This is a genomic window from Variovorax sp. SG517, assembly GCF_013376045.1.
Taxonomy (GTDB): Bacteria; Pseudomonadota; Gammaproteobacteria; order Burkholderiales; family Burkholderiaceae_C; genus Variovorax.
Window position 1 is genome coordinate 196,004 of the sequence record NZ_JABMJG010000012.1, and the last position, 19,781, is coordinate 215,784.

Here is a 19,781-nt window from a genome sequence, read left to right on the forward strand (position 1 = left end):
AGAAAAAAGAGAAGCCATGGCTAAGTCTCCAACGCACCACATTCCGTGGGGCGCCCTCGGGCCTTGGCTGGCTCTTCTGGGCGCATGCATCTTCTTCGCGACCCAGTCCGACCGCTTTCTCACGGGCGGCAATCTCTCGCTGATCCTGCAGCAGGTGATGGTGGTCGGCGTCATCGCCATCGGCCAGACGCTGGTGATCCTCACGGCGGGCATCGACCTGTCGTGCGGCATGGTGATGGCGCTGGGCGGCATCATCATGAGCAAGTTCGCCACCGAGCTCGGCCTGCCGGCGCCGGTGGCCATCCTCTGCGGCATCGGGGTGACGACGCTGTTCGGCCTGCTCAATGGCCTGCTGGTCACGCGCATCAAGCTGCCGCCCTTCATCGTGACGCTGGGTACGCTGAACATCGCCTTCGCGATCACGCAGCTGTACTCGTCGTCGCAGACCATCACCGACCTGCCCGGCGGCCTCACGGGCCTGGGCACCACCTTCACCATCGGCGGCGCCGAGGTGGCGTGGGGTTCGGTGCTGATGGTGGTGCTCTATTTCCTCGCGTGGTTCGTGCTGCGCGAGACGGCGGCGGGGCGCCACGTCTACGCCGTGGGCAACAACGCCGAGGCCACGCGCCTCGTGGGCATCCCCACCCAGCGCGTGCTGCTGGGCGTGTACGTGATGGCGGGCGTGCTCTACGGCATCGCCTCGCTGCTGTCGGTGGCGCGCACCGGCGTGGGCGACCCGAACGCGGGCCAGACCGAGAACCTCGACGCCATCACGGCCGTGGTGCTCGGCGGCACCAGCCTCTTCGGCGGCCGCGGCATCGTGCTGGGTTCGCTGATCGGCGTGCTGATCGTGGGCGTGTTCCGCAACGGGCTCACGCTGATGGGCGTGTCGTCGATCTATCAGGTGCTGGTGACGGGCATTCTCGTGATTCTTGCGGTGGCGGCCGACCAACTGTCGCGCAGGGGAGCTCGTTGATGACCACCACTGCAAACACCCGCAAGATCGTGATGCAGGCCAAGGGCCTGGTGAAGCGCTACGGCCAGGTCACGGCGCTGGCCGGCGTCGACTTCGAGCTGCGCGAAGGAGAGATCCTCGCGGTGATCGGCGACAACGGCGCGGGCAAGTCCTCGCTCATCAAGGCGCTGTCGGGCGCGATCGTGCCCGACGAGGGGCAGATCCTGCTCGACGGCAAGCCGGTGCACTTCCGCAATCCGCTGGAGGCGCGCCGCGCGGGCATCGAGACGGTCTACCAGGACCTGGCCGTGGCCCCAGCCATGACCATCTACGAGAACCTGTTCCTCGGCCGCGAACTGCGCCGGCCAGGCTTCATGGGCAATGTGCTGCGCATGCTCGACAAGAAGAAGATGCTGAGCGAAAGCACCGCGCGCATGGCCGACCTGAAGGTCGGCATCCAGTCGATGACGCAGGCGGTCGAGACGCTCTCGGGCGGCCAGCGCCAGTGCGTGGCGGTGGCGCGCAGCGCGGCCTTCGCGCGGCACGTGGTCATCATGGACGAGCCCACCGCAGCGCTCGGCGTGAAGGAGGGCAACATGGTGCTGGAGCTGATCCGCCGCGTGCGCGACCGAGGCCTGCCCGTGGTGCTCATCAGCCACAACATGCCGCATGTGTTCGAGGTGGCCGACCGCATCCACGTGGCGCGCCTGGGCCGCCGCGCTGCCGTGCTCGATCCGAAGAAGATCAGCATGAGCGACACGGTCGCGGTGATGACCGGCGCGATGACGGCCGACCAGCTGCCCGCGGAGGCGCATGCCTGATGCGCACGCACCGGCTGCGCGCGCGCCCGACCTGCTGCGGCCCCGCGGCTCCAACCAGGTCGGCATGCGCCAGTTCAACGAGCGCACGGTGCTGCAGGCACTGCGCGTTCACGGCAGCCTGCCCAAGGCCGACCTGGCCCGGCTGACCGGGCTCAGCGCCCAGACCATCGGGCTCATCACGGCGCGGCTGGAGGAAGACGGGCTCATCGTCAAGCAAAGCCGCGTGCGCGGACGCATCGGCCAGCCATCGGTGCCGCTGGCGCTCAACCCCGACGGCGCCTTCGCCATCGGCATCAAGGTGGGTCGGCGCGGCGCCGAGTGGCTGCTGATCGACTTCGCCGCGCAGGTGCGCGAGCGCCACGCCATCGGCTACGACTTTCCCGATGCGGAAGAGCTGCTGCCTGCCATCGCGCAGCACATCCACCGGCTGCGCGACGGGCTGGGGCCGCTTGCCGCGCGCAACGTGGGTGTGGGGCTGGCCGCGCCGTTTTTGCTCGGTGGCTGGCATCGCACGCTGGGGCTGTCGAAGGCGCAATCGGACTTGTGGAACAACATGGACCTGGCCGCCGAGGTGCGCGCGCGCACCGACGTGCCGGTGAGCTTCGCGCGCGACACCGTGGCCGCCTGCGTGGCCGAGCTGGTGGGCGGGCGGGGGCACGACCTGAAGAGCTTTCTCTACATCTTCGTCGACACCTTCGTGGGCGGCGGGCTGGTCATCGACTCGCACCTGCAAACCGGCGCGCACGGCAATGCGGGCGCGTTGGCTTCGCTGCCGATGCAGCCGCCGGGCACCCGCGGGGCGCTGCCGCCGCAGCTGGTCGCGCAGGCGTCGCTGTGGGAACTCGAACAGCGCCTGTCGGCCGAGGGCCTCGACCCCATGGCGGCCTACGACGACCGCGCGCTGCAGCCGCCTTTCGCGCAGACCACGACGGCCTGGCTGGCCACCGCATCGCAGGCGCTGGCGCATGCCATCGTGTGCGGCACCGCCATGCTCGACCTGTCCGACGTGGTGGTGGACGGCTCCATGTCACGTCCGCTGCTGCAGGCGCTGCTCGACCAGACCCGCGACGCGCTCGACCACTGCAACTGGGAAGGCCTCTGGCAGCCGCAGCTGCATGGCGGCAAGGCCGGTGCGCAGGCCTGCGCGCTGGGTGGCGCGATGCTGCCGCTGCACGCGAACTTCGCGCCGGATCACGACGTGTTCCTGAAGGCGGCCTAGGTTGTACGGCGTGATCGCGCAAGGCTCAGTGCCTCGGCGATCAGCGGCTTGACCGTCTCGAAGGTCTTCGCGCTCGGGTTGATCACGCAGACCCAGTACATCTTCGCGTACAGCGGATGCGGCATCAGCTTGTCGAGCGCGCTGTAGTCGGGCGCGGCCGCCTGTTCGCCGAAGAGCGCGCGGAAGGTCTCCTTGCCCACGCCCAGGTTCAGCCGGAACACGCCAGGGCGTTCCAGCTTCGAGGCTTTGTCGAACTCGTTGTCCTTCGTCACGATGGTCGCGAAAGGGAACTTGTCGTCGCCGTCGTGGAAGAAGAAGGTGTTGTCGTCGGCAATCTGGAAATGGCCGCCGGCCAGCATGTCGATGATGTGTTGGGTGATCGCGTCTTCGGTCATGGGCGCGATCTTGCCTGCATTCGTCACGAGGGCCAGCGCCGCAGCCCCAGTTCGTCCGCCAGCCGCCGGTAGGCCTTGAGCTGTGCTTGCACGTAGTCGTCGAGCGCGGGGCCGGTGAGGGCGAAAGGGTAGAGCCCGTGCTGCTCGCGCAGCGCGGCATAGCCGGGCGCGGCGCTCGCCTCGCGGAACGCGTTGGTCCAGGCGCGCACGGCTGCATCGGGCACGTCCGCGCTCAGGTAGAGGCCGCGCACCGTGGGCCAGACCAGGTCCACGCCTTGCTCGCGCGCGGTCGGCACGCCGGTGAGGGCGCCGCCCAGGCGGTTCTCCGACAGCACGGCGAGCAGCCGCACCGCGGCTCCGCCCGCGATGGCCTGCATCGCCTCGGCAGCGTCGCCCGGAAACGCGTCGACATGCCGGCCCTGCAGCGCGCCCAATGCGTCGCCGCCTCCCTCAAAGGAGACGAAGCGCATCGCCTTGTGGTCGCGCCCGGCGGCGCGCACCAGCAGCGCCGCCTTCACCCAGTCCTGGCTGCCCACGGTGCCGCCCGCGCCGAAGGCGATGCGCGACGGGTCCTGCCGCAGCGCGGCGACCAGGTCCTGCAGGCGCTTGAAGGGCGAGTCGCGGTGCACGGCGATCACGCCGTAGTCGGTGCCCAGCGTGGCGATCCAGCGCACGGCCGAAGGCGGATGAGGCCCGAAGCGGCCCTGCGCGAGGTTGAGCAGCGAGCCGCTGGAGAACGCCACCAGCGTGCCCGGCCCGCCGAGCTTGCCTGTGGCGATGCGGTCGAAGGCCACGGCGCCGATGCCACCCGGCAGGTAGCGCTGCGTGAGCGGCGGGCGCGCCGGCCGCACGGCCTGCAGCGCGTCGCGCGCCAGGGCGCAGGTCAGCGCGAAGCCGCCGCCGGCCTTGGCGGGGATCACGCAGTCGGCGGCTTCCTCAGAGGGGTCTCCGGCGGCCATCGCGCGCTTGCCGAGCGACGGCGCGAGCAGCGCGCACAGTGCGCGCAATACTTGGCGTCGGTTGGAAGTGGCAGAGGTGGGAGGCATGGCAGCGGACTTGTCAGGCGGCGGCCGGGGCGGGAGTACGCGGCCACCAGATGATCGCATGCAGCCCCGGCCCGGCCTCGCGCGCTTCGAGCCGCAGCTCGCCCCGGTGCCGCTGCGCGATGGAGCGCGCGATGGCCAGGCCGAGCCCGAATCCGCCCTTGCCGGCACGCGCGCCCCGGCGGAAGCGCTGGCCCAGCGCGGCGCGTTCCTCCTCGTCGATGCCGGGCCCGTTGTCTTCCACGTTGAGGCTCCAGCCCGCCGCGTCGCCGGCGGCGAAGAGCGTGATCGTGCCTTCAGCAGGCGTGTAGGCGATCGCGTTGCTCACCAGGTTGCCCAGCGCCTCGCGCATCAGCGCTCGGTCCGCCACGGCCGTGAATTCGGGCGCGGGCGAATGGATGCCGAGATCGATGCGTTTTGCGCGCGCCAGCGGCAGCAGGTCGACGGCCACTTCGCGCAGCAGCGCCGCAAGATCGAACTCGGCCGGCTCCACCGGCACCGTGTCGCTGCGGCCCAGCGCCAGCAACTGCTGCGCGCTGCGCGTGGCGCGGCCGATCTCGGTGCCGAGCGCGTCGAGCGCCACCTGCACCTGCGCCGGGTCTTCCTCGCGCCGCGCGTAGTCGGCCTGCATCTGCAGCGTGGTCAGGTGCGTGCGCAGCTGGTGCGAGGCGTCGTCGAGAAACTGCCGTTGTTGCGAGACCAGCTCCTGCGTGCGCGACATCTGCTGGTTGACCGCCGCCACCAGCGGCCGCACCTCGGCGGGCAGGTCGGTCTCGGCGATGCGCGTGAGGTCGTCGCTGGTGCGCGCGCCGACCTCGCGCGCCAGCCGCGAGAGCGGCCGCAGCGCCGCCGCGAGCGCCAGGGCGGTGCCGCACAGCAGCATCGCCAGCACCAGCCCGTCGCGCAGCGCCGCGCTGCGCACGAAGCGCGCGCTGAACTCCTGTCGCGAGCGCGTGCTTTCACCGACCTGGATCAGCACGCTGTGCCCGGTGCTGCCGGCCGGTGCCCGGTCGAGGTCGCGCCGGTAGGCCGCAAGCCGCACGGCCTCGCCGAAGTAGGTGGCGTCGTAGAAGGCCGGCACGCCCATCTTCAGCTCGGCGGGCGGAGCGGGCAGGTCCGCGCTGCCGAGTTCGACCAGCCCGTCGGAGGTCGAGACGCGGAAGAACACCTGCCCGCTCGCCGTGAGCTCGAAGAACTCGAACATCGTGTAAGGCAGCTCGACGGAGAGCCCGCCCGACGCGGTCGAGATGTTGGCGTCGATGGACTTGAGCGCGCCCAGCAGCGAGCGGTCGTAGGCTGCGTTGGCGGCGGCCAGCGCGTCGTGCCGTGTCATCCACAGCTCGAGCGCGGTCACCACCAGCAGGGCGGGGAAGAGCAGAAGCGCCAGCCGTTGCCACAGGCTCGCGCGCCGCAGGCGGTGCGCCACGTTGGCCACCACGCTCATTCAGTCGGCTTCCAGCACATAGCCCAGCCCGCGCAGCGTGACGATGCGCACGCCGCTGCCGTCCAGCCGCTTGCGCAGCCGGTAGACGAAGACTTCCACCGCCTCGGGGTGCACTTCCTCGTCGTCGGAGAACACGCGCTCCAGGATCTGCTGCTTCGACAGCGGCTCGCCGCTGCGCTGCACCAGCACGCGCAGCACCGCCAGCTCGCGCGGCGAAAGCGCCAGCGCCTCCCCGTTCAGCGTGAAGTGCCGGCGCGCCCCGTCGTACACCAGCGGGCCGCAGGCCTGGCGCGGATGCTCCACGCCGCGCGCACGGCGCACCAGCGCATGAAGCCGCGCCTCGAGTTCGGCCAGCGCGAAGGGCTTGGCGAGGAAGTCGTCGGCGCCCGCATTGAGCGAGGCCACGCGCTCGTTGAGCGAATCGCGCGCCGTGAGGATCAGCGCCGGCAACCGCTGGTCGCGCTCGCGCAGCCGCTGCAACACCGTATGCCCGTCGAGCCCGGGCAGGCCGAGGTCGAGCACCAGCGCGTCGTGGTCGCGTTGCTGCAGGGCGCGGTCGGCCAGCCGCCCGTCATCCACCCATTCGACCTGGATGCCCGCGTGCTCCAGCGCCTTGCAAAGCCAGGTGCCCAGGGTGTGTTCGTCTTCGGCCAGGAGAATGCGCATGGCCCGATGCTAGAGCCGACGGGACTCAGTCCGGCTTGATGTTTGCCCTTGCGATGACCTTCTGCCAGCGTGCCTGTTCCGAGGCGATGAACTGCGCGAACTGCTCCGGCGTGCCGCCGATGGCTTCGGCCGCGTCGTTGGTCAGCCGCTGCATCGAGTCGGGCGACTTCACGGCCTTCATCGTCTCGGCCGAAAGCTTGGCGAGCTGCGGCGGCGTGATGCTGGCGGGCGCGAGCATGCCGTACCACTGCGTCATCTCGAAGCCGGGGAAGCCCTGTTCGGCCACGGTCGGCACGTCGGGCAGCTGCGGCAGGCGCTTGGCCGAGCCGGTCGCGATGCAGCGCACCTTGCCCGCCTTGATGAACTGCAGCACCGCCGCCGCGCCGATGGCCGATGCGTCGAGCCGGCCCGAGAGCAGGTCGGTCACCATCGGGCCGGTGCCGCGGTAGGGCACGTGCAGCATGAACACGTCGGCCGTCATCTTCAGGTACTCGAAGGCAAGGTGGCCCGCGCTGCCGTTGCCCGCCGAGCCGTAGCTGAGCTTGCCCGGCTTCGACTTGGCGTAGGCGATGAATTCCTTGAGGTTCTTCGCCGGCACGTCGGGGTGCACCACGTACAGGCTGGGCACCTTGGCCAGCAGGCTCACCGGCTTGAAGTCCTTGTTCGCGTCGTAGGGCAGCTTGGCGAAGATGTACGGGTTGACCGCCAGCGTGCCGATGTGGCCCAGGATGATCGTGTGCTGGTCGGTAGCGCGCGCCACCTCGCCCATCGCGATGTTGCCGGCCGCGCCCGGCTTGTTGTCGACGAACACGCTCTGGCCGATGGTGCGCGAGAGCTCCGCGGCGGTCGAGCGCGCGACGATCTCCGAGCTGCCGCCCGGTGCGAAAGGCACCACGAAGCGGATCGACTTGCTGGGCCACGCGTCTTCGGCGAAAGCCATCGAGGGCAGCAGGCCGCCGAGGGCTGCTGCGCCGCCGGCCTGGAGCAGGCCGCGGCGGCTCAGGCGGGTGTCGTCGGGGGAAAAGAGGTCGGACATGGGTTGTCTCCAGCGCTTTTTGGATTGAAAGCGTGCATCGTGCCCGGGGGATGCTGTCGGAATGCTGTCAATCAGTCAGTCAGTGCCGCCGGTCCAGTAATCCCGGCCCAGTTCGCCCGCGAGCCGGGTGATCAGGCGCTCCACGCGCGCCAGCACCGTCCCGACCTGCGCGCGCACCGGCTCGTAGGCGAAGCGCAGGTTGTGGAAGGTCGTGCCTTCGTCGGGGTCGTCGTCTCGCAGGTAGAGCGTGCCGTCGTGCAGCCGCAGGTCGAAGAACCAGCCCTGCTCGTAGTCGGAGAAGACCTCGCCGGGCGTGCCCGTGGCGAGCGATTCGATGAAGGCCCGACCCTCGCTGAAGCGGTCGTGCCACGGGAAGCTCAGCAGGAAGCGGCCGGGTGCATGGACTACGGGCCTGTTCCAGAAGTGGGGGCCGTCGGCTGGGTCCTTTCCGTGCCGCGCGGCCTTGGCCAGCAGGTCGCGGTAGTGGCGGCAGAGTTCGTCCTCGTGGCCGATGCAATCGGCCGACAGCACGAAGCCCTGCGCCGCGCCCGGAATGGCCGGCTGGTACAGCGGCTCGCGCAGCTGCTCCCATTGCGCCGCCGCGATGTTCGAGGGCGGGCCGTAATAGAAGGTGGGCTCGACGATGAATGCGATGTCGATGCGCACGCCCTCCACGGGCTCCGATTGCGCCGCCCAGTCGGGCAATGCGGTCTGGCTCGATGCCCCGGGCGTGTTGGCGGTCACGGCGGCGTCAGATCAGGTTCCGCATCGCCTGCGCCGTCTCCCGGAGCACCGGAAGCACCCGCGTCACCGCATCCTCCGAGCTCTCGTGCCCCATCGGCATCGTGATGTTCAGCGCTCCCACCAGCGTGCCGTGCCGGTCGCGCAGCGGCACCGCGATGCCGCGCGAGTTCAGGTCGAGCTGCTGTTCGGAAAGCGCCCAGCCCTGGGCGCGGATGCGGGCAAGTTCGAGCTTCATCCGCTCCATGCTCGCGATGGTGTGCGAGGTGAAGACTGTTAGCTTGCGCGTGGTGAGCCACTCGTCGAGCTCGGCGTCGCTGCGCAGGGCCAGCATCAGCATGCCGGAGGCGGTGACCTGCGCCGGCACGCGCGCGCCGAGCACGTAGCCGGTGCTCATGCTGCGGTTGGGGCCGTTGCGGGCGATGTAGACCACCTCGTCGCCGTCCATCACGCTGAGGTAGGCGATCTCGTTGGTGCCGGCGGCCACCCGCTGCAGGAAGGGCTGCACCACGCGGGGCAGGCGGGCCGATTCGAGGTACGACTGGCCCAGGCGCAGCACGCGCGGCGTGAGCCAGAACAGCTTGCCGTCGCTGGCGACGTAGCCCATGTGCTGCAGGGTCAGCAGGTAGCGCCGCGCGGCGGTGCGGGTCATGTTGGTGCGCTGGCCGGCCTGGCTGGCGGTGAGGCGCGGGTTGGCGTCGTCGAAGGCTTCGATGATGCTCACGCCGCGCTCGAGGCCGGCGATCCAGTCGCGCTTGTCCAGGCCGGGAGGCGGCGCCGAGTCGTGATTGCTGTCCTTGCTCATGGGCGGAAGTGTGATCTGCGCAGAAGGGTTCGAGTTTGCAATTGGTGCAGGTGAAAACCCTTGAATTGATCGATCATTGAATTCTAAAGATCGATAGTCGCACGTTTTGATGCCCCAAAGGCTGCATGGGTTGGCTGGAGGGACTATAAAGCTCGCCATCCGCCCTCCAAAAGAGCGATTGACGAACGGAAGCACGCACATGAGCCATTCCATCAGCGGCAGCACCCAGGCCTACCTGATCCCCGGTGACCCGGTTCGCAACGTGCGGCTGCCGCGCATGTTCAATGCGGCCTTCGAGCGCTTCGGCATCGACGCGGTGCTGCTGCCCATGCAGGTGCCGGTGCGCGACTTCGCGGTGTTCTTCAAGTCGGCCTTCCTCGCGCGCAACGTGCGCGGCATGGTGATCGCGCCCCCGCACAAGCCGCTGGTGGTCGACCTGCTCGAAGGCTGCGGCCTCTTCGGCCGCGTGGCGGGCTCGGTCAACGTGGTGCGCCGCACCGAGGGCGACCAGCTCGAGGGCGATCTCTTCGACGGCGAGGGCCTGATCGGCGCGCTCGACCACTACAACATTCCCTTCCGCGGCAAGCGCGTGCTGATTTTGGGCGCGGGCGTGAGCGCCGCTGCCATCGGCGTCGCGCTGGCCGAGGGTGGCACGGTGAACGGCGCGGCGCACATCGCCATGTACGACAAGGCCGCGGGCAAGGCGGCCGGCGTGGCGGCCAAGCTCGATGCCTTCTTCGACGCGAACGTGGTGGCGGCTGAAAGCAATGCGCCCGAGGGCTTCGACCTCGTCATCAATGCCACCCAACTCGGGCTGAGCGACGACGACGCCTTGCCTGTCGACGTGACGCGCATGGACAGCCACGCCGCGCTCTTCGACATCCTGCTGCGCAACCAGCCCACGCCGCTGGTGCGCGCCGCCCGCGCGCGCGGGCTCAATGCGCAGGCCGGCTTCGAGATGCTGATCCAGCAGATGCCGCACTACTTCCGCTACTTCGGCCACATGGACGCGGCGGATGCGATGACGGCCGACGCCGGCTTCCTGCGAGAAATCATCTATCCGCCGGCGATGCACGCCGAGATCGCGCAGCCCTTGCGCTACCACTCGCCGAGCGTGGCGTAAATGGCTCACCCCCAGGCTTCGCGCACTTCGTGTCGCTTCGCCAACCCCCTTGCAGGGGGCAATGCCTGCGGCCCGGCAAAGCCGGTTCCGCGGCATTCCTGGAAGAAACCTTCATCGACCTTTGATTGCACAGATTGATTCACCAATGATTTCCGGCAAATCCACCCTCATCGCCCACATCGGCTTTCCCACGGAGGCCTTCAAGGCCCCGATGATCTACAACCCCTGGTTCGACAAGCACGGCATCGACGCCGTGGTCGTGCCCATGGGCGTGAAGCCCGAGGACTATGCGGTGTCGCTGCCGCAGATCTTCAAGTTCAGCAACATCCGCGGCGCTCTGGTGACCATGCCGCACAAGGTGACGACGATGTCGCTGGTCGACGAGGTGACGCCCACCGCGCGCGTGGCCGGTGCCTGCAACGCCATCCTCAAGCGCCCCGACGGCACGCTGCTGGGCGACCAGTTCGACGGCGCCGGCTTCGTGCGCGGCGTGGAGCGCAAGGGGCGGCTCTTCAAGGGCACGCGGGTGCTGGTGTCGGGCGCGGGCGGCGTGGGCTCGCCCATCGCGGCGTCCATTGCCGCGGCGGGTGCCGCCGAGCTGATGCTGTTCGACATGAACGAGGCCTCGGCCGATGCGCTGGCAGCGCGCCTGCGCGAGCACTATCCGCAGATGAAGGTGGCCACCGGCTCGAAGGACCCGGCCGGCTACGACGTGGTGGTCAACGCCACGCCGCTGGGCATGAAGGAGGGCGATCCGCTGCCCTTCGACGTGGACCGCATCGACCCTTCCACCTTCGTCGGCGAGGTGGTCATGAAGACCGAATACACGCCGCTGCTGCAGGCCGCCAAGGCCAAGGGCTGCCAGGTGCAGGTGGGCACCGACATGCTGTTCGAGATGATTCCGGCGTACCTGGAGTTCTTCGGCTTCGGCACTGCCTCGCCCGAGGAACTGCGCGCCGTGGCGCAACTGAAATACTGAACAAGAAAGGAAGGCTCGCCCGATGAGCATTTTCGAAGGCTTCCTCTCCACATCCGAAACGCTGGGCGCCTTCAGCGACCGCGCCTTCGTCGACGCCATGCTGCGCTTCGAGGCCGCGCTGGCGCGCGCGCAGGCGGCCGAGGGGCTGATCCCCGAGAGCGCCGCGAACTCGATCGTCAGCAGCTGCAAGGTCGAGCTGTTCGACGTCGCCAAGATCGTGCGCGAGAGCGGCCGCGCTGGCAGCGTCGCGATCCCGCTGGTGAAGGCGCTGCGCGAGGCCGTGGGCCTCTTCAACGCCGAGGCCGCGTCCTTCGTGCATTTCGGCAGCACCAGCCAGGACGTGATCGACAGCGCGATGGCGCTGGTCACGCGCGAGGCTGTCGCGCTCGTCGAGGCCGACCTCGCCAAGGCCGCCGACGCGCTGCTGCGCCTGGCCGTGACGCACGCCGAGACCCCGATGCTCGCGCGCACGCTGATGCAGCCGGCCTCGGTCACCAGCTTCGGCTTCAAGTGCGCCGGCTGGGCCGCGCCGCTGGTGCGCAGCCGCATCCGTCTGCGCGATGCCGCGAAGCACGCGCTGCAGCTGCAGCTGGGCGGTGCCATCGGCACGCTGGCGCAGATGAAGGGGCAGGGCGCGGCCGTGCGCAAGCGCATGGCCAAGGAACTCGGCCTGGGCGACCCCGGCGCGACCTGGCACACCCAGCGCGACGAATGGGTCGCGCTCGGCTGCGAACTGGGCCTCATGACCGGCAGCCTGGGCAAGATCGCGGTCGACATCTCGCTACTCGGCCAGTACGAAGTCAGCGAAGTCACCGAGCCCAGCGAACCGGGCCGCGGCGGATCGTCGGCCATGCCGCACAAGCGCAACCCGGTGGCCTCGATGGTGGCCATTGCCGCCGCGCACCGCGCGCCGCAGCGCGTGGCCGCGTTGCTCGGCGCCATGCCGCAGCAGCACGAACGCGCACTCGGCGCCTGGCAGGCGGAGCTGGGCGAATGGCCGCAGCTCCTGATGTCGGCGCACGGCAGCGTTCGCGCGATGGCCGGCGCACTGCCCGGCCTGCAGGTCGATGCCGCACGCATGCGCGCCAACATCGATCGGCTGCGCGCCGAACTCCCGCGCGACGCGGCGGACGAATGGTTCGCCCCCGCGCTCGCCCACGAAGCCGGACAGACCGCGCTCGCCGAAGTGAAGGCGCTGCAGGCCCGGCTCGACGCACACAAGGAACTCTCCCAATGACCACCCCCGAAAACCCGCCCGTGGAACCCGGCGCCTATGAAGCCGGCCTCGTCAACCGCCGCCGTGTGCTCGGCGATGCCTGGGTCGACAAGTCGCTGGCCAACCGCAACGGCTTCAACGCCGAGTTCCAGGAACTCATCACGCGCCATGCGTGGAACGACATCTGGGGCCGCCCCGCGCTGGGCGACAAGACGCGCCGCTTCATGGTGCTGTCGATGATGCTGGGCATCCACGCGTACGAAGAATTCGCGATGCACGTGCGCGCCGCGCTCGACGGCCCGCCCGAGTCGCGCCTCACGCCGGACGAGATCAAGGAAGTGATCATGATGGCCGCCATCTACTGCGGCGTGCCCGTGGCCAACCACGCCTTCGGCATCGCGACGGGCATCCTGCGCGAGAAGGGCCTGCTGCCGCCGCTGGCGCAGTGACCGCGCCGCCTGCTCCTAAGAAGGGCCAGAAGAAGGGCCGCTTCGACGTCACCTTCACGCTGCTCCTGCCGCTGCTGCTCGCGGCGCAGCCGGTGGCCACCGACAGTTATCTTCCCGCGCTCCCCGCCATCGCGAAGGAGCTCGGCTCGGCCAGCACCAGCCTCACGCTGTTCGTGCTGGCCTTCGGCTTTGCGCAGCTGCTGTGCGGGCCGCTGGCCGACCGCTTCGGGCGCAGGCCGGTGCTGCTGGGGGGGCTGGGCTGCTACACGCTCGCCGCGCTGGGCGGTGCCTTCGCGGACAGCGTGGCGCTGCTCGCGGGGTGGCGCGCGCTGCAGGGCTTCTCGATGGCGGCCATCCTGGTGTGCGCGCGCGCCGCTGTGCGCGACCTCTATCCCGCGCACGAAGGTCCGCACGTGATGGCGCGCGGGCTCACGGGCCTGGGCATCGTCGGGCTGATGGCCCCGCTGCTCGGCGCGTGGCTTGTGCAGGGCGCCGGCTGGCGCTGGGTGATGGCGGCGATGGCGGCCTATGCCGCGGTGCTGTTCGCGCTGTGCTGGCGCTCGTTCGGCGAAACGCGCCGGCCCCTGGGCGAGGGCGAGTCGTCCGCACCGCGCGGCAGCACGCGCGCCGTGTTCGCGAGCCGTTCCTTCCGTGCCTGGGCTTCGGTCGCGGCCACCACCTACGGCGGCTTGTTCTGCTTCCTGCTGCTTTCGCCGATGGTCTACATCGGCTACCTGGGCTGGTCGCCCGCCTGGTACGGCTGGATCCCGGCCGGCGGCTCGCTGGTCTACATCTTCAGCACCACCATGTGCCGCAGCCTCCTGCGGCGCTACGGCCCCGTGCGCACGGTGAAGCTAGGCGCGTCGCTGAGCCTGGCCGGCGCCACCATCCAGGCGCTGGGCTGCTGGCTGATGCCGCTGAGCGCGGTGCCGCTGCTGTTCGGCCACGCCGTCTACTGCCTGGGCCACGGCATCCACCAGCCCTGCGGGCAGGCCGGCGCGGTGGGCGACCTGCCGCACCTGGCGGGCCGGGCCGTGTCGTGGTCCGGCTTCGGCATGATGATGGTCGCGTTCTGCGCAGGGCAGCTCGCCGCGCGTTTCGTCGATACCGATTACTCCAACGGCGCCTGGCCGATGGTCGTACCGATGCTGCTGGCCGGCGGCGTGCTGGTGGCGATCGCGTTCTTCTGGCTGCCGCGTCTGCAACACCCGAAAAAGGAAACCACACCATGACCCGTTTGAATGTCGTTCGCGAGGGCAACGGCCCCATCGTCGTGCTCAGCCATGCGCTCGGCTGCGACCTGAGCATGTGGGACGGCGTGGCCGCGCACCTGGCGCGCGGCCACACGGTGCTGCGCTACGACCATCGCAACCACGGCGCCTCGGAGGTGCTGCCCGGTGAGCTGCGCGTCGAGACGCTCGCACAGGACGCTGCCGAGCTCATTCGGCGCGAGGCTGGCGGCGAGCCGGTGCACTTCGTCGGCCTGTCGATGGGTGGCATGACAGCGCAGGCGCTGGCGGTGCGCCACCCCGAGCTGCTGAAGACGATCGTGATCGCCAATTCGGCCGCGCACTACCCCGACCAGGCACCCTGGCGCACGCGCGTCGAGACCGTCGGCGCCAAGGGCGTTGCCGCCATCGCGCCCGGGGCGGTGTCGCGCTGGCTCACGCCCGCGTGGGCCGCCACGGCCGAAGGCGCCGAAGCCGCGAAGAAGCTGCACGACGTGCTGGTGCGCACCGACGCGCAGGGCTACATCGAGAGCTGCAACGCTGTCGCGGCCATCGACTTCCGCGAGAGCAACCACCGCATCGCCGTGCCCACGCTGGTGATCGGCGGACTGCAGGACGAAGCCACTCCGATGGCGATGTCGCAGGCCATGGCTGCGGCCATTCCGCATGCCCGGCTGGAAACCATCGACGCCGCGCACCTGAGCGCCGTCGAGCGGCCGGCGGAATTCGCGCAGCTGCTGATCGATTTCTGGCGCAGCCTCTGAGCGGCGATTGCGGGGTGCGCGGCCTAGGTGTATCCCGTATTTCGTGCGAATAACGGTTGAGAGTGATCGATCATCGATCAAAAGGAGCCTGAATAGATTGTGATGGGGCCCGGGTGTTCCTAAAGTCCACCCCCATGCATCGCTCCATCGCCACCGTCTCGCTCAGCGGCACGCTCCGCCAGAAGCTCGAAGCCGTCGCCGACGCCGGTTTCGATGGCATCGAGCTGTTCGAGGCCGACTTCATCAACTTCAAGGGCACGGCCGCCGAGCTCGGCCGCATCGCCGGCGACCTGGGCCTGAGCATCGACCTGTACCAGCCGTTTCGCGACTTCGAAGGCATGCCCGAGGCGCAGTTCCGCCGCAGCCTGGAGCGCGCAGAGCGCAAGTTCGACCTGATGCAGGCCATGGGCGCACCGACGATGCTGTGCTGCTCCAACACCTCGCCGCTGTCCGTCAACGACCCTGCGCTGGCGGCCGCCCAGCTGCACGAGCTGGCCGAGCGCGCCGCGCGCCGCAACCTGCGCGTGGGCTTCGAGGCGCTGGCCTGGGGCCGCCACACCTCGCTGTACGGCCAGGCCTGGGAGATCGTCAAGCAGGCGAACCACTCGCACCTGGGCCTGATCCTCGACAGCTTCCACACGCTCTCGCTGAAGGACGACCCGGCCGGCATCGCCGCCATTCCGGGCGACAAGATCTTCTTCCTGCAGATGGCCGACGCGCCGCTGCTGTCGATGGACGTGATCCAGTGGGCGCGCCACCACCGCTCGTTCCCGGGGCAGGGCGACTTCGATGTGATCGGCTTCTTCGAGCAGGTGCTGCGCGCCGGCTACACCGGGCCGCTGTCGCTGGAGATCTTCAACGACATCTTCCGCGAGACGCCGAACCGCCGCACCGCGGTGGACGCGATGCGCTCGCTGCTGTACCTGGAGAGCGAAGCGCGCCAGCGCCTCGCCAAGCCCGCGGCGCCGCAGCAGGTGACGCTGTTCGACCCGCCGCCGGTGCCGGCGCTGTCGGGCCTGTCGTTCATCGAGTTCGCCGCCGACGAGGCTTCGGCCGCGACGCTGGCAACGCTGGTCGGCCAGCTGGGCTTCCGCCGCATCGGAAGGCACCGCTCCAAGGCGGTGACGCTGTATCGCCAGGGCGACATCAACCTGATCGTCAACGCGCAACCCGACTCCTTCGCGCGCCAGCGCTTCGAGGCGCACGGCACCTCGGTGTGCGCGCTGGGCGTGCGCTGCGACGATCCGCTGGCCGCGGTGGGCCGCGCCACCGCCATGCGCTCGCAGCGGCACGACAGCCCGGTCGGCCCCAACGAGCTGCGCGTGCCGGCCATCGTGGCGCCGGGCGGCAACCTGATCCACTTCGTGCCCGAGATGCTGGGCGCCAACGGCCTGTACGAGACCGACTTCATCCTCGAAGACGAGGGCGCGGGCGCCAACGACACGGGCCTGCAGCGCATCGACCACGTGGCGCTGGGCCTCGCGCTCGACCAGCTCGACACCTGGGTGCTGTTCACGCGCGCAGTGCTCGGCCTGGAGCCCGGCGAGAGCCTGGAGCTGGCCGACCCGTTCGGGCTGATCCGCAGCCGCGGCGTCGCCAACGCCGACCGCAGCCTGCGCCTGGTGCTCAACGTGTCGCTGAGCCAGCGCACCCGCACCGCGCGCACGCTGAGCGTGACCGGCGGCGGCGCGGTGCACCACATCGCGCTGAGCTGCGCCGACATCTTCGAGACGGCCGCGAAGCTGCGCGCCAACGGCACGCGCTTCGTGCCCATTTCCGACAACTACTACGACGATCTCGCCACCCGCATCGACATCGACCCGGCGCTGCTTTCGCGCATGCGCGAGTCGGGCGTGCTCTTCGACCGCTCGCCGGCCGGCGACTACCTGCACATCTACACCGAGAGTTTCGAGGGCGGACTGTTCTTCGAGGTCGCGCAGCGCGTGGGCGGCTACGACGCCTACGGCGCCCTCAACGCACCGGCGCGCATGGCGTCGCAGGCGCAGGACTGACAGGGCCGCAGGCGCACCGGCAGATCGTTTCTTTCGACCGATAGAGAGCTGATTTTTTTCACGTCACCACTGGAGACAACACATGGCAAGCAACACAGCCCGTGAGCCGCAAGGCAGGCACCAGTCGAGGAAGGCCGCGGCAAGCGGCTGGATCGGCTCGGCGCTGGAGTACTACGACTTTTTCATCTACGCCACCGCCGCGGCGCTGATCTTTCCGCAGATCTTCTTCCCCAAGGGCGACCCGACGACGGCCATCGTCGCCTCGCTCGCGACCTACGGCGTGGGCTACGTGGCACGCCCCATCGGCGCCTTCGTGCTCGGCCACTGGGGCGACACGCACGGGCGCAAGCAGGTGCTGGTGCTTTGCATGTTCCTGATGGGCTTCTCGACCGTGGCCGTCGGCCTGCTGCCGACCTACGACCAGGTCGGCCTGCTGGCACCGGTGCTGCTGGTGCTGCTGCGCCTGGTGCAGGGCTTCGCGGTGGCGGGCGAGATCTCGGGCGCGAGCTCGATGATCCTGGAGCACGCTCCGTTCGGCCGACGCGGCTTCTTCGCGAGCTTCACGCTGCAGGGCGTGCAGGCCGGCCAGATCCTGGCGGCAGCCGTGTTCCTGCCGCTCGCGCACTACATGCCGGAGGACGCCTTCAACTCGTGGGGCTGGCGCATTCCATTCCTGCTGAGCTTCCTGGTGATCGTGGCGGGCTACATCATCCGCCGCGAAGTGGACGAGACCCCGGCCTTCGCCGAAGTCGACAAGAAGGGTGAAACGGCCAAGGCGCCGATCGTCCAGGCCTTCACCGACAGCTGGGCCGACATGCTGCGCGTGGTGTGCATGGCGCTGATGAACGTCATTCCGGTGGTGGCCACCGTGTTCGGCGCGGCCTACGCCGTGCAGGCCGCCTACGGCATCGGCTTCCAGAAGGACGTGTACCTGTGGATCCCGGTGCTCGGCAACATCCTGGCCGTGATCGTCATCCCGTTCGTGGGCAACCTGTCGGACCGCATCGGCCGCCGCCCGCCGATCATCGTCGGCGCGCTGGTCTCGGGCCTGCTGTCGTTCGTGTACCTGTACGCCATCAGCATCCGCAACGTGCCGCTGGCCATCGTCATGTCGCTGCTGATGTGGGGCATCGTGTACCAGGGCTACAACGCGACCTTCCCGAGCTTCTATCCGGAGCTGTTCCGCACCCGCAACCGCGTCTCGGCCATGGCCATCTCGCAGAACATCGGCACCACCTTCACCGCGCTGCTGCCGGCCCTGTTCGCCGCCGTCGCGCCTCCCGGCTCGACCAACGTGTGGTTCACCGTGGGTGCCATCACCTTCGCGGTGACGGTGCTGGCCGCCCTGGCCGCCTTCAGCGCCCGCGAAACCTACCGCGTCCACATGCGCGACCTGGGCAACCCGAACGCGGTGCCGGTCGACAAGCAGGAGTACGACCGCCTGCGCGAGCAGACGATGCAGGAAACGCGCGTGGCCCGGGCCGCGGCCTGAGGTCCCGGCGGCAGGCGAAGACCTTTCGCCTGCCAAGGGTTGTGGCGCCGGGAAGAATGGCGCCATGACCTCCACATCTTCCCCCTCCCGCCTCAAGATCGACTTCGTCTCCGACGTGTCCTGTCCCTGGTGCGCCATCGGCCTGAGTTCGCTCGAGGCGGCGCTGGGGAAGGTGGCGCCGGAGATCACCGCGGATCTGCACTTCCAGCCCTTCGAGCTGAACCCGCAGATGCCGCCCGAAGGCCAGGACACCTTCGAGCACCTCAACCAGAAGTACGGCTCCACGCGCGAGCAGCAGGCGCAGTCGCGCGAGATGATCCGCCAGCGCGGCGCGGCGGTGGGCTTCGAGTTCAGCCCCGAAGGCCGTCCGCGCGTCTACAACACCTTCGATGCCCATCGGCTGCTGCACTGGGCCGAGCTGGAAAGCCCCGCCAAGCAGGCGGCGCTCAAGAAGCTGCTGCTGAAGGCCTACTTCACCGACAGCCAGAATCCTTCCGACCACGATGTGCTGGTGCGCGCCGCCACCGAAGCGGGGCTCGACGCGACCCGCGCCAGGCAGATCCTGGACAGCGACGAGTTCGCACAGGAAACCCGCGAACGCGAGCGCATGTACACCGATGCCGGCATCCACTCGGTGCCCGCGATCATCATCAACGACAGGCATCTGATCTCGGGCGGCCAGCCCGTCGAAGTGTTCGAACGGGCCCTGCGCCAGATCGCCGGTGCTGCGCCTTCGAGCCTTGCCACAGCCTGACTTAGCTGGCGCTTAGGCGCCAGCTTTGCCCAGCGTTACGACGGTAAAGACCGTCAACCCGAAGCGGGCTCCGGTGGTTGAGGAGGCGGTTCTCAATCACTGTCACACAGGAGCTCCGAAGATGAAGAAGAAAAGCCTAATCGCCGCACTCGCCCTCATGGCTGCGGCTTCGCTGCCGGCACTGGCGGACGAATACGGCAGGCACCCGTTCTATCTCCACGCCTTGTCCGACCTGCGCACCGCGGCCTGGAAGGTGGAGCACCGCCGTCCCGAGGACGGGCAGGTATCTCGCGACGAGCAGGTAGTGATCGACGAGATCCACGCCGCCATCGGCGACCTGCAGCACGCCGCATGGCTCGACGGCAAGCCCGTCGAGTGGCGCGAGCCCACCGATGCATGGCTGCCGCCGGAAGGCCGCCTGCACGCCGCGGCCGATCTGCTGCGCAAGGTGCGCTCCGACGTGGCGCGCGAAGAGGACGACCCGCGCTCGCGGCCGTATCAGCAGCGCGGCCTCGCGCACGTAGACCTTGCGCTTGCCACCGCGCAACACGCCATCGGCGACGTGCGCCGCCACGACCTGCGCAGGGAGTGAGGGCCGTGACGGCCACCGCTTCGCCGATCTTCTCCACGCGGCGCGC

At 69.4% G+C, this 19,781-nt stretch carries 20 protein-coding genes; 13 read left to right on the top strand and 7 right to left on the bottom strand.

All coding sequences use genetic code 11. From position 1 onward, the window contains the following. Window positions 1-16 precede the first annotated feature (16 nt). From FHT32_RS30600 to FHT32_RS30610, 3 genes are read left to right on the top strand one after another with little or no spacing between them, the layout of a single operon-like run. Window positions 17-976: an ABC transporter permease gene (locus FHT32_RS30600; RefSeq protein WP_176668303.1), complete on the top strand. Its 960-nt coding sequence runs from the start codon at window positions 17-19 to the stop codon at window positions 974-976. Beyond that, the gene (locus FHT32_RS30605) at window positions 976-1,776 is read left to right on the top strand and encodes an ATP-binding cassette domain-containing protein (RefSeq protein ID WP_176668304.1); all 801 of its coding nucleotides are present in this window, start codon (window positions 976-978) and stop codon (window positions 1,774-1,776) included. Before FHT32_RS30600 ends, FHT32_RS30605 begins: the two co-directional genes overlap by 1 nt. Beyond that, window positions 1,769-2,995, top strand: a complete 1,227-nt coding sequence (locus FHT32_RS30610) for an ROK family transcriptional regulator (protein WP_176668305.1) — start codon at window positions 1,769-1,771, stop codon at window positions 2,993-2,995. The genes FHT32_RS30605 and FHT32_RS30610 overlap by 8 nt, the downstream gene beginning before the upstream one ends. On the opposite strand, the gene FHT32_RS30615 is transcribed toward FHT32_RS30610, so the two are convergent. From FHT32_RS30615 to FHT32_RS30645, 7 genes are all read right to left on the bottom strand, one after another. Further along, a complete protein-coding gene (locus FHT32_RS30615; protein ID WP_176668306.1) occupies window positions 2,992-3,390 on the bottom strand; it encodes a DUF6194 family protein in 399 nt (132 codons plus the stop codon). The genes FHT32_RS30610 and FHT32_RS30615 overlap by 4 nt on opposite strands. Window positions 3,391-3,413: 23 nt before the next feature. Further along, complete coding sequence (locus tag FHT32_RS30620) at window positions 3,414-4,436, bottom strand: tripartite tricarboxylate transporter substrate binding protein (RefSeq protein WP_176668307.1); 1,023 nt, start codon at window positions 4,434-4,436, stop codon at window positions 3,414-3,416. Window positions 4,437-4,449: 13 nt separating this feature from the next. Beyond that, entirely contained in the window at window positions 4,450-5,877 is a 1,428-nt protein-coding gene (locus FHT32_RS30625) for a sensor histidine kinase (protein ID WP_176668308.1), read from the bottom strand. Then, complete coding sequence (locus FHT32_RS30630; RefSeq protein WP_176668309.1) at window positions 5,878-6,543, bottom strand: response regulator; 666 nt, start codon at window positions 6,541-6,543, stop codon at window positions 5,878-5,880. Window positions 6,544-6,568: 25 nt separating this feature from the next. Beyond that, a complete protein-coding gene (locus FHT32_RS30635) occupies window positions 6,569-7,579 on the bottom strand; it encodes a tripartite tricarboxylate transporter substrate binding protein (RefSeq protein ID WP_176668310.1) in 1,011 nt (336 codons plus the stop codon). Window positions 7,580-7,654: 75 nt separating this feature from the next. Then, the gene (locus FHT32_RS30640; RefSeq protein ID WP_176668311.1) at window positions 7,655-8,323 is read right to left on the bottom strand and encodes a hypothetical protein; all 669 of its coding nucleotides are present in this window, start codon (window positions 8,321-8,323) and stop codon (window positions 7,655-7,657) included. 7 nt (window positions 8,324-8,330) lie between these two features. Beyond that, window positions 8,331-9,125 carry an IclR family transcriptional regulator C-terminal domain-containing protein gene (locus FHT32_RS30645; RefSeq protein WP_176668312.1) on the bottom strand — a complete coding sequence of 265 codons (795 nt, stop codon included), beginning with the start codon at window positions 9,123-9,125 and terminating at the stop codon, window positions 8,331-8,333. Between the two features lie 199 nt (window positions 9,126-9,324). Here FHT32_RS30645 and FHT32_RS30650 point away from each other — a divergent pair, with 199 nt between their 5' ends. The 10 genes from FHT32_RS30650 (at window position 9,325) to FHT32_RS30695 (ending at window position 19,735) form a co-directional block, all read left to right on the top strand. Then, window positions 9,325-10,248, top strand: coding sequence for a shikimate dehydrogenase (locus FHT32_RS30650; protein WP_176668313.1), 924 nt, complete (start codon window positions 9,325-9,327; stop codon window positions 10,246-10,248). A 145-nt stretch (window positions 10,249-10,393) separates the two neighbouring features. Then, complete coding sequence (locus FHT32_RS30655) at window positions 10,394-11,227, top strand: shikimate dehydrogenase (protein WP_176668314.1); 834 nt, start codon at window positions 10,394-10,396, stop codon at window positions 11,225-11,227. Between the two features lie 22 nt (window positions 11,228-11,249). Next, entirely contained in the window at window positions 11,250-12,464 is a 1,215-nt protein-coding gene (gene pcaB / locus FHT32_RS30660; protein WP_176668315.1) for a 3-carboxy-cis,cis-muconate cycloisomerase, read from the top strand. Further along, a complete protein-coding gene (locus FHT32_RS30665) occupies window positions 12,461-12,892 on the top strand; it encodes a carboxymuconolactone decarboxylase family protein (RefSeq protein ID WP_126021869.1) in 432 nt (143 codons plus the stop codon). Before pcaB ends, FHT32_RS30665 begins: the two co-directional genes overlap by 4 nt. Continuing rightward, on the top strand, window positions 12,889-14,124 hold the full coding sequence (locus FHT32_RS30670; protein ID WP_176668316.1) for a multidrug effflux MFS transporter: 1,236 nt from the start codon (window positions 12,889-12,891) through the stop codon (window positions 14,122-14,124). Before FHT32_RS30665 ends, FHT32_RS30670 begins: the two co-directional genes overlap by 4 nt. Then, a complete protein-coding gene (locus tag FHT32_RS30675) occupies window positions 14,121-14,885 on the top strand; it encodes an alpha/beta fold hydrolase (protein WP_176668317.1) in 765 nt (254 codons plus the stop codon). Before FHT32_RS30670 ends, FHT32_RS30675 begins: the two co-directional genes overlap by 4 nt. A 134-nt stretch (window positions 14,886-15,019) precedes the next feature. Further along, entirely contained in the window at window positions 15,020-16,897 is a 1,878-nt protein-coding gene (locus FHT32_RS30680) for a bifunctional sugar phosphate isomerase/epimerase/4-hydroxyphenylpyruvate dioxygenase family protein (RefSeq protein WP_176668318.1), read from the top strand. A gap of 82 nt (window positions 16,898-16,979) precedes the next feature. Beyond that, window positions 16,980-18,389, top strand: coding sequence for an MFS transporter (locus FHT32_RS30685; RefSeq protein WP_176668319.1), 1,410 nt, complete (start codon window positions 16,980-16,982; stop codon window positions 18,387-18,389). A 64-nt stretch (window positions 18,390-18,453) separates the two neighbouring features. Then, window positions 18,454-19,143, top strand: a complete 690-nt coding sequence (locus FHT32_RS30690; protein WP_176668320.1) for a DsbA family oxidoreductase — start codon at window positions 18,454-18,456, stop codon at window positions 19,141-19,143. A gap of 121 nt (window positions 19,144-19,264) precedes the next feature. Next, on the top strand, window positions 19,265-19,735 hold the full coding sequence (locus FHT32_RS30695) for a hypothetical protein (RefSeq protein ID WP_176668321.1): 471 nt from the start codon (window positions 19,265-19,267) through the stop codon (window positions 19,733-19,735). Window positions 19,736-19,781: the final 46 nt, after the last annotated feature.

Excerpts from the sequence above, each read along its gene's own strand:
- FHT32_RS30605 (WP_176668304.1), top strand. The coding sequence starts at position 976 with ATGACCACCACTGCAAACACCCGCAAGATCGTGATGCAGGCCAAGGGC.
- pcaB (WP_176668315.1), top strand. The coding sequence starts at position 11,250 with ATGAGCATTTTCGAAGGCTTCCTCTCCACATCCGAAACGCTGGGCGCC.
- FHT32_RS30690 (WP_176668320.1), top strand. The coding sequence starts at position 18,454 with ATGACCTCCACATCTTCCCCCTCCCGCCTCAAGATCGACTTCGTCTCC.
- FHT32_RS30625 (WP_176668308.1), bottom strand. The coding sequence starts at position 5,877 with ATGAGCGTGGTGGCCAACGTGGCGCACCGCCTGCGGCGCGCGAGCCTG.
- FHT32_RS30610 (WP_176668305.1), top strand. The coding sequence starts at position 1,769 with ATGCCTGATGCGCACGCACCGGCTGCGCGCGCGCCCGACCTGCTGCGG.
- FHT32_RS30615 (WP_176668306.1), bottom strand. The coding sequence starts at position 3,390 with ATGACCGAAGACGCGATCACCCAACACATCATCGACATGCTGGCCGGC.
- FHT32_RS30620 (WP_176668307.1), bottom strand. The coding sequence starts at position 4,436 with ATGCCTCCCACCTCTGCCACTTCCAACCGACGCCAAGTATTGCGCGCA.
- FHT32_RS30600 (WP_176668303.1), top strand. The coding sequence starts at position 17 with ATGGCTAAGTCTCCAACGCACCACATTCCGTGGGGCGCCCTCGGGCCT.
- FHT32_RS30650 (WP_176668313.1), top strand. The coding sequence starts at position 9,325 with ATGAGCCATTCCATCAGCGGCAGCACCCAGGCCTACCTGATCCCCGGT.
- FHT32_RS30645 (WP_176668312.1), bottom strand. The coding sequence starts at position 9,125 with ATGAGCAAGGACAGCAATCACGACTCGGCGCCGCCTCCCGGCCTGGAC.
- FHT32_RS30685 (WP_176668319.1), top strand. The coding sequence starts at position 16,980 with ATGGCAAGCAACACAGCCCGTGAGCCGCAAGGCAGGCACCAGTCGAGG.
- FHT32_RS30680 (WP_176668318.1), top strand. The coding sequence starts at position 15,020 with ATGCATCGCTCCATCGCCACCGTCTCGCTCAGCGGCACGCTCCGCCAG.
- FHT32_RS30695 (WP_176668321.1), top strand. The coding sequence starts at position 19,265 with ATGAAGAAGAAAAGCCTAATCGCCGCACTCGCCCTCATGGCTGCGGCT.
- FHT32_RS30665 (WP_126021869.1), top strand. The coding sequence starts at position 12,461 with ATGACCACCCCCGAAAACCCGCCCGTGGAACCCGGCGCCTATGAAGCC.
- FHT32_RS30675 (WP_176668317.1), top strand. The coding sequence starts at position 14,121 with ATGACCCGTTTGAATGTCGTTCGCGAGGGCAACGGCCCCATCGTCGTG.
- FHT32_RS30635 (WP_176668310.1), bottom strand. The coding sequence starts at position 7,579 with ATGTCCGACCTCTTTTCCCCCGACGACACCCGCCTGAGCCGCCGCGGC.
- FHT32_RS30630 (WP_176668309.1), bottom strand. The coding sequence starts at position 6,543 with ATGCGCATTCTCCTGGCCGAAGACGAACACACCCTGGGCACCTGGCTT.
- FHT32_RS30655 (WP_176668314.1), top strand. The coding sequence starts at position 10,394 with ATGATTTCCGGCAAATCCACCCTCATCGCCCACATCGGCTTTCCCACG.